The sequence below is a fragment of the Paenibacillus lentus genome (assembly GCF_003931855.1).
Lineage (GTDB): Bacteria > Bacillota > Bacilli > Paenibacillales > Paenibacillaceae > Fontibacillus > Fontibacillus lentus.
The window spans coordinates 4,694,460-4,708,645 of sequence record NZ_CP034248.1 but is presented as its reverse complement, the minus strand read 5'-3'; the positions used below and the strand labels follow the sequence as shown (position 1 = coordinate 4,708,645).

The following is a 14,186-nucleotide window of genomic DNA, read 5'->3' as shown; positions in this document are numbered from 1 at the left end:
CTATTCCAAGGAGCATAAGCCACCTTGCTCCATTATGAAACAGAAAGGAAGAAGATCATGCAGGAAGTGACCATACCGCCGAGTCCAGTTCAACCGGCACTAGATGCTTCGAAGAGCAAACAAGAGGTCAAAAGGCGAATTTGGAGAAATCGATGGCTCTACGTCATGATTGCTCCGGGACTGCTTTATTTCATCATCTTTAAATATTTACCGATGTACGGGTTGATTATATCGTTCCAGGATTACAAACCTTACCATGGCATTCTCGGAAGCGATTGGGTAGGTATGAAGCATTTTACGAGGCTATTCACTGAACCGGATTTCCTCAATATTTTAATGAATACCTTGATTCTATTCGGATTGAATATATTTATTTACTTTCCGATTCCGATCATACTCGCACTCATGTTAAATGAGCTTCGAGGTAATTTCTTTAAAAGGATTTTTCAGTCGCTCCTTTATATCCCCCACTTTATGTCTTGGGTTATCGTCGTCTCCATTTCATTCGTTATGGTTACGATGGACGGAGGAATTATAAATGATTTGCTTGTCTTTTTTGGATTTGAAAAGATCAATTTCTTGCTAAACCCGAGCTGGTTTAGACCGATGTATATCATTCAGGTCATCTGGAGAGAAGCGGGTTGGGGAACGATTATCTACCTGGCTTCCATTGCTGCAATTGATCCAGGTCTTTATGAAGCAGCACGCATGGACGGTGCCGGAAGACTCAGACAAATCTGGCATATTACGATCCCGGCGATTAGAGGCGTTATTATTACCCTATTTATTTTGAAAATTGGTTCCGTTCTCGATTTGGGATTCGAACATGTCTACTTGCTGCTGAATTCCATGAACAGAGAGGTTGCGGAGATTATCGATACGTATGTTTACACCGCTGGCTTAAGGCAGGGTCAATTTAGCTACAGTACTGCAATCGGCTTCTTTAAATCCATCATTGGTCTTATTATGGTCATGGCCGTGAATAAAATTGCCAAGAAGCTGGGAGAAGAAGGCGTCTATTGATATGCTACGGGAGGAATTGAAATGGTAGAAGATAGATCTTTCGGCGGCAGACTCTTTGCTGCTGTTAACTTTACATTACTGGCGATCATCGCTTTGATTACTGTACTTCCCTTTATTCACGTTGTAGCAGGTTCATTTACTACCAGTGCGGAATTGGCGGCTAGTAAGTTTGTGTTAATTCCGAAGGTTTGGAGCTTTGAGGCTTATAAATTCATCTTCTCAACGAATACAATATTTAGAGCGATGGGTGTATCGGTTGGAGTTACGTTAGTCGGGACGTTCGTCAGTATGTTCTTGACGGCTTTGATGGCTTATGGATTGTCCCGCCGGGACTTGGATGGGCGCAAAGTTGTGAACTTCATGGTTGTATTTACGATGTTATTCCATGGCGGAATGATTCCAACGTTCCTTGTCGTTAAAGAACTGGGATTGATCGATACGTACGCTTCATTGATTATTCCGTCGGCGATCAGTGCCTTTAACATGATTATCCTCAAGAACTTCTTCCAGAATATCCCTGAGGGGCTGGAGGAATCGGCCAAGATTGATGGCTGTAACGATTTCGGTATTTTGTTCAAAATCGTACTTCCGTTATCGATGCCGGCCATTGCGACCATTTCTTTGTTCTATGCGGTAACTTATTGGAATACCTACATGACGGCGATTCTGTATCTGGATGACAGTGCGAAGTGGCCGATCCAAGTACTGCTTAGACAAATTGTCGTATTGGCCAGCGGCATGGATCATAGCTCTACGCTGGACGCTGCGGTACCGCCGCCAGACCAGACGATTAAAATGGCGGTTATCGTCGTAGCTACTCTGCCGATTTTGATGGTGTATCCATTCCTTCAGAAGCACTTTGCCAAAGGGGCTATGCTTGGTTCGATGAAAGGTTAATTCCACTGTAGTTCATCTTGGAGAAAGAGGACATTGTTAGCATGGAGGGAGCTTGAAAATGACTGTAAATGTATCGGCTACGCCGCTCGATTGGGCGAAAAAAGCATGCGATTCCTTAATGGAAACTTATAAGGCGGGGGAGCTACCCCCAGCTCATCGCTGGCACTATCACCAAGGTGTATTTCTTTGCGGCATGGAGCTATTGTGGGCAACAGTCAAGGATGATCGTTACGTTAATTATATTCAAGAATATGTAGACGATCTCGTCGATGAGCACGGTAATTTGTACTTTCAACGGGATGAACTGGACGCTATGCAGGCCGGGCTCCTGCTGTTCAATCTTCACGAAAGAACGGGACAGGAAAAATACCGGATTGCGGCTGAGAAATTGAGGAGTCTGCTTCTAACGATCAACAAAACTACGGAAGGCGGCTTTTGGCATAAGGATAAATATCCGTATCAAATGTGGCTGGACGGACTTTACATGGCCGGCGTATTCTCCTTGAAGTATGCCAATGTATACGGAGAAACGGGGCTGCGCGAAACGGTGCTTCATCAGGAAAGGTTAATGCGCAAATACATGAAGGATGAAGCGACGGGCCTCTTATATCATGCCTGGGATGAGAGCCGCCGCATGCCTTGGGCTAATCCAGAGACGGGTTGCTCACCGGAATTCTGGAGCAGGTCGCTCGGCTGGTACGGTCTTGCTTTGGCGCAGTTTATGGATTTATTGCCTGCAGATCATCCGGGACGCGCTGAACTCGCACCTGTTCTGGGTGATTTCGTGGAGGCGCTGATTCGCTATCAAGATGAAGAGAGCGGCTTGTGGTACCAGGTCGTCGATAAGGGGCATCTGCCGGATAATTGGCTGGAAACCTCGGGCTCGTGCTTATTCGTATATACGATAGCCAAAGCTGTGAAATTAGAAGTTTGCAGCGAGAATGCCCAGGCTGCCGCTAAAAAAGGTTATAGAGGTTTAATTCAGGTACTGCAGCAGGACGAACAGGGCAGACTGATTCTGCCTGACATCTGTATTGGCACATCGGCAGGGGATTACGAAAATTACGTTTCCAGGCCGAAAGTAAATAACGACTTGCACGGGGTCGGTGCCTTGGTCATGGCATGTGTTGAGATGGAGTCCTTAATTAACGACTAATGGCTTTACATCATCCACGGACGGATAAAGGACTTGATTCTCTGGGACTGCAGGGTATCAAGTCCTTCTATTTCATTTGATCGAGGGAGGCTATAAATGACGATAATGGTATGGTCGAGGAGTACCGCAGATTCCATTATGGAGCGTACGCCAAAGCTCTATGAGGACAAAGGCTATGGTGGCAAATGGTCTTACGATTACGGTGTAGTGTTAAAAGGATTTGAACTGTTATGGAAGCAGACAGGGGAGCGTAAATATTTTCAGTTCATCAAAGATAATATGGATCGCTTTATTCAGGAAGACGGCAGTATCCATGGATATCACCTCGTTGAGTACAATATCGACCATATCAACAATGGGAAGCTGTTGTTTGCCCTATACAGCGAGACGAAGCAAGAAAAGTATAAGATAGCAGCGGCTTTGTTAAGAAAGCAATTACAGACTCATCCGCGAACTGCGGAAGGCGCCTTTTGGCATAAACAGATTTATCCCTATCAAATTTGGCTGGACGGTCTTTACATGGGAGCTCCTTTTTACTTGCAGTATTTGCTGACGTTTGAGGAAGAGCACGGCATTGATGATGTGACGAAGCAGTTTCTGATCAGCGAGAAGCATACGAAGGACGTGGGGACAGGTCTGCTCTATCATGCGTGGGACGAGAAGCGCGTTCAACCATGGTGCGATCCTCGTACGGGCTTATCTCCTAACTTTTGGGGGCGCTCTCTTGGCTGGTATGTTATGGCTCTGGTGGATGTTCTGGAAATCCTGCCGGAAGAGCATGCCGATTATGGGGAACTGGGTCGTATTTTCAGAGATCTCATAAGTGCAATTAAGAATTATCAAGATGCAGCTACAGGGGTGTGGTATCAGGTTATCGATCAAGGGAATCGGAAGGGCAATTACTTGGAAGCCTCTGCTTCGAGCATGTTTGTCTATGCCATGGCCAAAGGAATTCGGTTAGGTGTTCTGGATGACGGCTGGATTGGAACGGTAGATCATGCTTTCGCCGGCGTTATTGCAGAGTTCGTGCTTGAGACGAAAGAAGGATGGATCAATTTGAATAAAAATTGTCAGGTAGCTGGATTGGGTGGAGCTGACCGGCGTGATGGCACATATGCATACTATATTAGCGAGCCAATAATTACAAACGATCAAAAGGGATTAGGCGCGTTCCTGAACGCGTGCGCTGAATACGAACTATTAAGACGATAGTATAGGAATGGAGCGAGTGCAGATGCAAGTATATAACATTGTGGACTACGGAGCCCAGCGGGGCGGCATAGTGCCTGCGACTGAGGCGATAGCCAAAGCTATCGCTGCTGCAAGCGAGGCTGGCGGGGGTACTGTCTATATACCGGCGGGCATATTTTTAACCGGTGCTATTTTTTTGAAAAGCAATATTGAATTGCGCCTAAACCCCGGAGCTGTTCTATCATTTAGCACAAGTCCAGACGACTTTCCAGCCGTGGAATCGAGATGGGAGGGGGTTAGGCGACAGGTTCACGCCCCTTGCATTAACGGCATTGATTTGCATAATGTATCGATTACCGGGAGTGGAACTATCGATGGGAATGGACAGCCGTGGTGGGATAAGCATCGAAATAGACCTGAGGAGTTAGAATTTCCGAGGCCGACGACGATCGGCTTTTATAACTGCCGGCGGGTGACGATTAAGGATGTGAATATCAGGAATTCTCCGAGTTGGACGGTAAATCCGATTTGCTGCTACGATGTCACCGTAGACAATGTTTCCATCTATAACCCGGCGGATTCCCCGAATACGGACGGCATTAACCCGGAGTCGTGCACGAACGTGCGCATCAGCAATTGCAATATCGACGTTGGCGACGATTGCATCGCGATTAAAGCCGGAACGGAAGATACGGCGGAGCGTGTGCCTTGCGAGAATATTACGATTACGAACTGTACGATGGTTCACGGTCATGGCGCTGTTGTTCTTGGAAGCGAGATGAGCGGAAATATCCGCAACGTTACGATCAGCAACTGCACGTTCAAACAGACGGATCGGGGCATTCGCCTGAAATCCAGACGAGGACGCGGCGGTATCGTCGAAGACATTCGCATCAGCAACATTGTAATGGAGGACGTGATCTGTCCAATTAAACTGAATCTGTACTATTTTTGCGGTCCTCGCGGCAAGGAGAAATATGTATGGGATAAGTATCCTTACCCGATTACCGAGGAAACTCCGTGCTTCAGACGCATTCATTTTGCGAATATTACGGCACGGAATGTGCATGCTGCAGCTGGCTTCTTGTATGGACTCGCTGAGCAGTATATCTCTGAAATCACGTTTAATGACATCGATATTTCCATGGCGGAGAATGCAATTCCAGGTTATCCAGCGATGATGGCCGGCATTGATAAAATGCAGCGCCGCGGCTTTTATCTAGGGAACGTGCGGGATATTCGCTTTAACCGGGTTACGATCGAGAACCATGAAGGCACGGCCTTCTATGTCGAGAACGGCGAAAATGTGGAAATTACGCAGTGTGAATCTAGAAACACCAAAAAGCCGGAAAAATTAGTAGAACAAGTTACGGTGGCACCTTCAAACGATAATATCAAACAATGAGGTGAAGTGTTGTGACACGTGAGCGATTAAAAGGATTGTTAGGAGACCTGCCTGTCAATAAGCCGATTACAGCTGAAGTATTGACCCGGGAGGAGCACGATGGTTATCGGTTAGAAACGTTGGTGCTTGACTTAAATGGAATCGAACAAGTACCCGCTTATGTGGCCAAACCTTTACACGGAGAAGGGCCGTTTCCGCTCGTCGTTGTGAATCACTCCCATGGCGGGGATTATGAGCGTGGACGCAAGGAGTTTATTAAGAGTAGCCATTATCTTCAGGAGCCTTCCTTTGCCAAGGTTCTCACGGGGATGGGCTATGCAGCCTGCTGTATCGATATGTGGGGATTCAACGAGCGCGGCGGGAAGAAGGAGAGTGAGCTAGTCAAGGAAATGCTCTGGCGGGGCCGTGTAATGTGGGGCATGATGATTTACGATAATATGCGCATGGTAGATTACATGTGCCAACGTGAGGATATCGATGGCTCCCGCATAGCAACAATGGGGATGTCGATGGGAGCGATGATGTCTTGGTGGATGGCGGCTCTAGATGAGCGAATCAAGGTTGCGATCGATATTTGCGGACAAGTGGATGCCGAGACGCTGATTGCTAAGCGTGGGCTCGATCACCATGGATTTTATTCATATGTCCCGGGCTTGCTGAAACATTTCAAGACTTTGGATATTCAGAAGCTAATCGTCCCTCGAGCCCGCATGAGCATGGTCGGACGAAACGACCGGATGACCCCGATCGATGGCGTTGAGAATTTAGCCGACGGATTGTATGAAGCCTACCAGGCGGCGGGTCATACCGAGCGGTGGCAGCCCGTCATCTCCAGCGCCGGCCATATGGAAACTATGGAGATGCGGGTAGCCTGGCAGAAATTTTTGAGGGAGCATTTGTAGAATGGTCGAGTTAACGGAGCAATTTCCGAACCATATATCGGAGCATATAATAGTAGGAAAAGAGTCGTTCTGCCATTTCCGGAGCATTCAGGGGGCGGTCGATTTTCTGGAGAGGTACACTGCAGATGCGATCCAAACGCTGTATATATTGTCAGGAGTATATGAGGAGAACGTGCTCATTTACCGCTCGCATCTGCGAATCATCGGCCTGGGATACGTCGAAATTTCCGGGAGGCGGTATGCGCAGGAGCTGGACGAGCGCGGTGAGCGCATCGAGACGTTCGGGACGCCGACTTTGTTCCTTGGCGGCAGTGATCTGATCGTCGAGAATATCGTGGTATCGAATACGGCAGGCCAGGGGCCGGAGATCGGTCAGGCGGTCGCGGTATATGCGCACTGCGATTTGGCCGTGTTCCGGAATTGCTCCTTTAAGGCTCACCAGGATACGTTATTTACAGGCCCGCTTCCGCCGGCGCCGAGAGAACGGGCGGAGTTCGGCGGAATTCTACTCCGAGAGCGCCATGTCCACTATCGTCAATTGTACGAAAACTGCTATATCGAAGGAACCGTTGATTTTATCTTTGGCGGAGCGACGGCCTATTTTGACGCTTGCGAACTGAGAAGTCTGCGTCATTATGATAATCAAGCGGGGTATATCACGGCGGCTTCTACACCGCAAGAGCAGGAGCACGGTTATGTATTTCATCGCTGCTTCCTGACCGCCGCTCCCGGAGTTGCAGATGTGTATCTAGGGAGACCTTGGCGCGAATATGCCAAGACCGTATACGTGGATTGCATCATGGGCGATCACATTCATCCGCTTGGCTGGGACAATTGGAACGATCCTGCCAATGAAACGAGTGTGCGCTATGGAGAATATGGCGTTTGTCATGCAAAGGCATTGCGTTTGCAGCGGGTTCCGTGGGTAGACATTTTTGAGACGCTCCCGGAGTCGCTCCAGAAGGAGCGGGTATTTGCCGGTACGGATTTTTGGAAGCGAAAAGAGGGGCAGAGCCTATGAGTCTTGATGCGAATACGAGCGTTATTAGCGTGGGGGACACTTACTATGCAGCCATGCCCTCGATTGACGGCTTGCCAGGTGTACGTATCTATCAGTCCAGAGATTTGGAACAATGGGAATACTATACGGATATCTTCACTTATCAAGGTGAACGAAACGAAAGTATGAATCTTGGCTTTTTCACTCCGCAGCTCAGCTATCACGATCATCAATTTTATCTGATCTATTCTGATCCTAAAAGTTCAACGCGCCCTTTCCCGGATTGTGAAAGCTATTTGATAGTCGCGGACCGGCTGGAAGGTCCATGGTCGGAACCGATTTGTTTGCATAGCAATGGATTGGCCCTTGGTTCATGAGTTGTAGTTGCAGGAATAATCGAAGCGGTTGACGAAAATAGTATGGTTGGAAGCTGGTTGTATGAAATTGCTAAGGAGGCATGCAGCATGTTCTTGAAGCAAGATGATGTCATTCTATTTCAAGGAGACAGCATAACAGATGCGGGACGGGACTTTAGTGATTACTACTCGCTCGGCCATGGCTATCCTTTACTGATCGCTGGGCGATTGGGATATCGTTATCCAGAGAAGAATCTGAAGTTTCTCAATCGCGGCATTAGCGGAAATCGGGTTGTTGATTTACAGGAGCGCTGGAATGAGGACTGTCTTGCACTCAAGCCTACGGTCGTATCCATTTATATCGGTATCAACGATACCTGGCGCCGTTATGACAACGGAATGCCGACGACAAGTCAACAATTTGAGTCGTCATATCGAGACTTGCTGGAGCGAACCACGAAGTCACTGAATGCTAGATTAGTTCTGGTTGATCCCTTCGTATTACCGCATCCAGAAGACCGGAAAGGCTGGAGAGAGGATTTGGATCCTAAAATTCAAGTCGTACGCCAATTGGCACGGGAATTTGGTGCACTGCTTGTCCCGCTGGACGGATTGTTTGCTGCAGCCTGCAGCAAAGCCGAACCGGCTTATTGGGCCGGGGATGGAGTGCATCCGTCGCCCGCAGGTCACGAGCTCATTGCCGATGCCTGGTTACGGACCTGCGGACTTTAATTCGAGAGTTTGAAAAAAGCGTGGATCACTGTCAGGGGAGTAAGCACCCATAACATGACCCACGCTTTTTTATTTTAAATATAAGGGGATTAAATTCGCTTATTTTATCGCCTGCAGCGTAAACTTGAAGGTATAAGTCCGATTTGCCGGAAGGGTGAACTCTTCATGCGTCGGCGCTCCCCAGCTATCGTCTCCGCCTACGCCCATTTGCTTGTAATTAACGCGCAGCACGGTTTTATTGCTTGGAGGTAGCTTATAGGGATGGTCATGCGCTTCGAGCTCTAGCGGTGTCCAAGGCAGAGCGCAGACCTCCAAGAGCGATGAAGCTTCGATGCGCAAGCCTGGGCCATCCTTCCCTTGTGTCAGACAAGCGGAGCGGACATCAGTCTTGTTGCCGCACTCCTGCGGACGCAAATAAGGTACGAATTGATCACGAACAGCACCTGAATAGCGCCCTACCTTTGCTCCGGTTTTGCGATCCCAATAATTATCGTGCGGGCCGCGGCCATACCAGGAAATTGTATCCAAACAGTCGTTCAGAATAAACATCATGCCGATTTCAGGGATTTCCGGCAACCCGCTTCCAGGCACGAGATCTTCGCATAACTCGATCGTTCCGCAAGGTAGAATACGATATTCTACGAATACCGTTGATAACGGAGTCGTCGCCAGAATGTAGCGGCTTGTAATGACAATTGTCGAGCCTTCCTGTTTCCAGGCGAATTCGCTAAGCTGTCTGTTCTCCGAGACGTCTCTCCATATGCGGCAGCGCTCGTGCAGTTTATTGCCCAAATCGTTATCCGTCACTGCGCGCCAGAAATTCGGCTTCACCGGTTCTGCCAGCAGCTCTGTGCCAGAGGAGCTGTAGGAGAGAAGCTGTCCGGTAATTCTGCTGAACCTCAGGGCGAAGTCATCCCCGGAGACGGTTAATTCTTCATCCAGCTCCTTGACAGTTAAGGCAGCATCGCCGTCCTCGTTAGCCAGCTCCTTTTTAAAGTAAGGAGTAAGGATGAATTGTTCCCATGCTATTTCATGACCCGCATTTGCCCATTTCGCTGCATCTCGCGTAACAAGGGAAACGGTCAGAATGGCTTCGCGCTTATGCAGGTCAGTAGACCAGAGGTTAGGAATCACCAGCTCCGTGCTTTCTCCCGGCGGCAGGCTAAGCTCGCCCGTACCACTCTGATAAATCTCGCCGTCTAAATGGATTTCCCACTTCAAAGCATAGCTGCTTAGATTCGTGAACAAAAATTGATTTGTAATCCGAATCCGGCCTTCCTCAAGATTGATGCTCTCGAACTTGACGTTCTGATAGCACTTCTTCACTTCATCCAGCTTTGGTGTTACCGTCCGATCGGCAAAAATCAAACCATTTCCGCAGAAATTTCCGTCATGGGGGGATTCTCCAAAGTCTCCGCCGTAAGCAAGGTATTCTATGCCGTCAGCAGTTTGGGTACGGATCGCTTGATCGACCCAGTCCCAAATAAATGCGCCCTGCAGTATTTCATAACGGTCAAATAGCTCGGTATACAGGTGAAGCCCTCCGCAGGAATTACCCATAGCATGGCTGTATTCGCAGAGGATATAAGGCTTTTGCGGGTTATTTCTGGCGTATTGCTCAACCTCTTTTGGCTTGATATACATTGTGGATTCCATATCGGATGCCGCTTCCGACTCCCGGTAATGGAAAATGCCTTCATAATGCACCAGCCTTGTTGGATCCGCTTGCTTTAGGAAATCATACATGGCGATGAAGTTGTCGCCTCCGTAGGATTCATTGCCAAGCGACCAGATCACGATCGAAGGATGGTTCTTGTCCCGCTGGAACATCGAATTGCAGCGATCAAGCACATTATCGCGCCACTCCGGCCTGCTACCCGGAATGTTGCGTTCATGGAGCCCTTGTTGCCCGTATTCCCATGAGCCGTGCGTCTCTAAATTGGTTTCGTCAATGACGTATAGTCCATATTCGTCACACAGCTCATACCAAAGGGATTGGTTTGGATAGTGGGACGTTCGGACTGCGTTGATGTTATACGCCTTCATCAGCTCGATATCGCGGATCATATCCTCTTTGGTGATAGCTCTTCCTTTATCGCAGGAGAATTCATGACGATTAACGCCTTTGAACACGATCCGTTTGCCATTGATCTTCATCAAGCCGTCCTTGAGCTCGAATGTACGGAATCCGACTTTGCAGCTGACAGTATCTAGCAGTTGACCGGCTTCATCTTTCAAGCAAAGAACCAATGTATAAAGGTTCGGTGCTTCGGCGCTCCATTTCAATGGATGCTGGACAGGAGCGGTCAGCTTTACAGATTGCTTATCTCCCTCTTGAAAAGAGACCTTAGACGAATGAGAAGCGCTCCATACCCCTTGCCGATTTGCGTCATAGAGCTGCATTTCAACGGTACAGCCGGCCTTGCTAATGAAGTAGTCCTCTAGCTTCACATCTACAGTCAGTTGAGCGTGCTCGTACGCGTCGTCCAGTTCTGTTCGAACAAAGAAGTCAGCGATATGCAGCGGCGGCGCCGAGTACAAATAGACATCGCGAAAAATGCCGCTTAGGCGCCAGAAGTCCTGATCCTCCAGCCAGCTGGCATCGCACCAGCGGTATACCTCTACGGCCAGCTTGTTCTCTCCGGCGACGAGATAGGCGGTGATATCAAATTCCGCCGGAGTAAACGTATCTTCGCTATAACCGACGAGTTCCCCGTTCACCCATACATAGAAAGCGGATTCTACCCCTTGAAAGCTAAGGTACACCGGCTGATTCTTCCATGCTTCTGGCACCGTAAACGTCCGGATATAAGAGCCTACCGGGTTGTACCGTGTTGGCGCAAATGGAGCTTTAAGCTCGGGCTCCGATTCCGCCCATGGATAACGGACATTCGTATATTGTGGATAGTCGAATCCATGGAACTGCCAGTGTGAGGGGACTGGAAGTTCCGCCCAGTTGCTATAATTGTAATCCAACTTGTAAAAATCGGTGCACCGCTGTTCCGGAGTCTCCGCAAAAGCGAATCTCCAGGTTCCGTTCAGCGATCGGTAGTAAGCGGATGCGGTTTTATCCCCGATAAGGGCTTCCTCCACCGTATGAAAGGACATCTTGGAAGCATGTGCTTCCATACGGTTGATTTGAAAGATCTCCGGGTTGTTGTTCCATTCGGGATAACCGTTGGCAGGCGGTTGGTAGACGAGTTTCTGACGCAAAATAACAACTCCCTTTTATAATCAATTATTGATATATTCATATTATAGAGTCTAAATAAAAGGAATAATATATAAGGATCTTCTACATTTATATCAATATATGAAACGAGGATTGTGAAGTGGAAAGCAAGATGATTTTCTGTAATTTGCATGAAACGGTTCTCTTGCCTGTATATGCGACAACGCTTGGATACTGGAGACACCAACCGGAGACGGTTAGATCCGATGGTTTTCCCGATTACCAGCTTCATCAGGTGATTGAGGGCAAAGGCGAGCTGATCATTCGAGATGAGAGCTATATCGTAGGGCCAGGTGATGCTTTTTTGTTATATCCCGGGATTTCGCACTGTTATGCTCCGATCAGTCGACAGTGGCAGGTGGCGTGGGTTTCTTTTAATGGAAGAGAGGCGGGGAATATGCTGCTGCATGCGGGGATTAGCGAATCGGGGCCAAGGAAATTGAAGGAGGAAGGCTGGCTGCCCGTGATGAAACAGCTGCTGCTTCTGAATGAAAATGAAGCATTCGCGCATCTTGAATATTCCAAGCTGCTATATGCTTTGCTGATGGATTTAAAACGGACTTTGCAGCTGCCGATGAATCAGGACTATGAGATGGCGCGAATCAAGCCCGTCCTCGAATACGTAGATGGCCATCTCCACCGGGCATTGCAATTGAGTGACCTGGCTGAGGTCATCTCGGTATCGCCGCAGTATTTGTGTCGTCTTTTTCAGAACACGCTGCAGCTCCGGCCCATGGTCTATGTGAATCAGCAGCGGATCAACCGCAGCAAACAGTTGATGTTCAGCGAACGGGACATGAAGATCTATGAAATTGCTCGAAGGGTAGGCTTCGAGAATACGAGCTACTTTTGCTCCGTATTTCGGAAAATCTCAGGGATGAGTCCAAAAGAGTTCATGAGGCTCCATGGTTTATAATGAAGCTGCTACAGCTATAGCTCAAGCTATCAGACATGAATTCGCAGGGAGTAGCCAAAAAAGGAGCTGTCCATTCGCCGTACAAGCGGCAAGGCAAGGGATAGCTCTTACTTATTACACCATCTGCTCTAAGCGAAATAGTACTGAGAATCTATTTCTACAACTTGAAAGAGCGGCTGCCAGCGAGCTACATTAGTATCAGGTAAGAACCCGGCAGGATACAAATACGATTGAGCATAAGAATCGGAGGCGAGAGCATTGGAGCGAGGCAGCTTATTTCGAACCGGATTATTGGACGGTGATTTTCAGCCGGAGATAACAGCTTATTATTTTAAGCAGTGGAATGAGATGCATATGGCGTTTCATCGACATGATTCCACGGAAATTATGTATATCATATCCGGAGTTTGCCGGGTGGAAATTAACAGCGGCAGTGCCAGGGAGCACGACTCTAAGGTTGAGGGAGTCAATCTCAAGAAGGGCGAGTTTATTCTTATTGATGCTAACGTGCCCCACAGGTTGATTGTGGAGAAGGAGAGCCCGTGTCGGATGCTGAACATTGAGTTTCGTTTCTCCGACTGCAAGGGAAGTCATCCCTCGCTGCGACAGTATTTTGTGGATGGCGGGGAGGCGGTGGCGATCATGGCATCGGCTCCGTTCAACTATATCGTGATGCGAGATCCGGAGGACATTTATTATACGTTAAAAAGCTTGGTGCTAGAGTTGGATCGCATCGGTCATGAAGTACCACCTGTCCAAAGTAGCCGGGAAGGGACCGGGAGGAGCGCAGCCCTTGGCGACCCGGCAGTAGGGATGAAATATCATGGCAGGCATGTTCAGAGCCAGGGTCAGGCCATGGTGCGCCTATTGTTTGCTCAGCTGCTCATCGCGCTTGGACGGCTAAGGCAGGAGCATAGTACCAGCGGACAGCTGGAATACGATCATTATGTGAAGCAGTGCCTCAATTATCTGCACGAGAACTACGATCAGGATATCCGCGTGCAGGACGTGGCAAAGATCGTCAATTTGCATCCGGGCTATTTGCAGCGTATTTTTAAAAACCACACGGGTGAGACGTTAATGCAGTATTTAACACGGCTGCGGATGGACAAGGCATCGATGCTGCTGCTGCACACCGATATTCCAGTTGCTGATATTGCAGATTATGTGGGGATTGGCAGCCGACAGTACTTTCACGCACTATTTAAGAAGCATACCGGCTTTACCCCGGTAATGTACCGTAATTCCCTTCATGCTCAGAAAAATGATGAGGAATTAAAAAGTGAGGATTTCTGACATTGTAGGCCATATGAAGTCAGAATATTGATAACGCTTCCGGCAAGCCCCCTGATAGAATAAGGCTAGGGATTACAATC

The 14,186-nt window shown here is 48.4% G+C and carries 12 protein-coding genes; 11 read left to right on the top strand and 1 reads right to left on the bottom strand.

Annotation, left to right across the window (positions count from 1 at the left end):
• The first annotated feature begins 57 nt into the window (after positions 1–57).
• The 9 genes from EIM92_RS21380 to EIM92_RS21340 all read left to right on the top strand — a co-directional run bounded on the left by EIM92_RS21380 (position 58) and on the right by EIM92_RS21340 (position 8,662).
• Complete coding sequence (locus EIM92_RS21380; RefSeq protein ID WP_125084568.1) at positions 58–1,023, top strand: ABC transporter permease; 966 nt, start codon at positions 58–60, stop codon at positions 1,021–1,023.
• A 21-nt stretch (positions 1,024–1,044) separates the two neighbouring features.
• Positions 1,045–1,920 carry a carbohydrate ABC transporter permease gene (locus tag EIM92_RS21375; protein WP_125084567.1) on the top strand — a complete coding sequence of 292 codons (876 nt, stop codon included), beginning with the start codon at positions 1,045–1,047 and terminating at the stop codon, positions 1,918–1,920.
• 58 nt (positions 1,921–1,978) lie between these two features.
• Positions 1,979–3,076: a glycoside hydrolase family 88/105 protein gene (locus EIM92_RS21370; protein ID WP_125084566.1), complete on the top strand. Its 1,098-nt coding sequence runs from the start codon at positions 1,979–1,981 to the stop codon at positions 3,074–3,076.
• A 96-nt stretch (positions 3,077–3,172) separates the two neighbouring features.
• Positions 3,173–4,288 (top strand): glycoside hydrolase family 88/105 protein, encoded by a 1,116-nt coding sequence (locus EIM92_RS21365; protein ID WP_125084565.1) that lies wholly within the window; start codon positions 3,173–3,175, stop codon positions 4,286–4,288.
• Positions 4,289–4,310: 22 nt separating this feature from the next.
• Complete coding sequence (locus tag EIM92_RS21360) at positions 4,311–5,672, top strand: glycoside hydrolase family 28 protein (RefSeq protein ID WP_125084564.1); 1,362 nt, start codon at positions 4,311–4,313, stop codon at positions 5,670–5,672.
• Between the two features lie 11 nt (positions 5,673–5,683).
• Complete coding sequence (locus EIM92_RS21355; protein WP_125084563.1) at positions 5,684–6,574, top strand: dienelactone hydrolase family protein; 891 nt, start codon at positions 5,684–5,686, stop codon at positions 6,572–6,574.
• A gap of 46 nt (positions 6,575–6,620) precedes the next feature.
• Positions 6,621–7,595 (top strand): pectinesterase family protein, encoded by a 975-nt coding sequence (locus tag EIM92_RS21350; protein WP_125085308.1) that lies wholly within the window; start codon positions 6,621–6,623, stop codon positions 7,593–7,595.
• Positions 7,592–7,951 (top strand): family 43 glycosylhydrolase, encoded by a 360-nt coding sequence (locus tag EIM92_RS21345; RefSeq protein WP_164515170.1) that lies wholly within the window; start codon positions 7,592–7,594, stop codon positions 7,949–7,951. Before EIM92_RS21350 ends, EIM92_RS21345 begins: the two co-directional genes overlap by 4 nt.
• Before the next feature lie 87 nt (positions 7,952–8,038).
• Positions 8,039–8,662, top strand: a complete 624-nt coding sequence (locus EIM92_RS21340) for an SGNH/GDSL hydrolase family protein (protein WP_125084561.1) — start codon at positions 8,039–8,041, stop codon at positions 8,660–8,662.
• 99 nt (positions 8,663–8,761) lie between these two features.
• On the opposite strand, the gene lacZ is transcribed toward EIM92_RS21340, so the two are convergent.
• Positions 8,762–11,875, bottom strand: a complete 3,114-nt coding sequence (gene lacZ, locus EIM92_RS21335; RefSeq protein WP_125084560.1) for a beta-galactosidase, LacZ type — start codon at positions 11,873–11,875, stop codon at positions 8,762–8,764.
• Between the two features lie 119 nt (positions 11,876–11,994).
• Here lacZ and EIM92_RS21330 point away from each other — a divergent pair, with 119 nt between their 5' ends.
• On the top strand, positions 11,995–12,810 hold the full coding sequence (locus tag EIM92_RS21330; protein WP_125084559.1) for an AraC family transcriptional regulator: 816 nt from the start codon (positions 11,995–11,997) through the stop codon (positions 12,808–12,810).
• A gap of 258 nt (positions 12,811–13,068) precedes the next feature.
• Entirely contained in the window at positions 13,069–14,106 is a 1,038-nt protein-coding gene (locus tag EIM92_RS21325) for an AraC family transcriptional regulator (RefSeq protein ID WP_125084558.1), read from the top strand.
• Positions 14,107–14,186 lie beyond the last annotated feature (80 nt).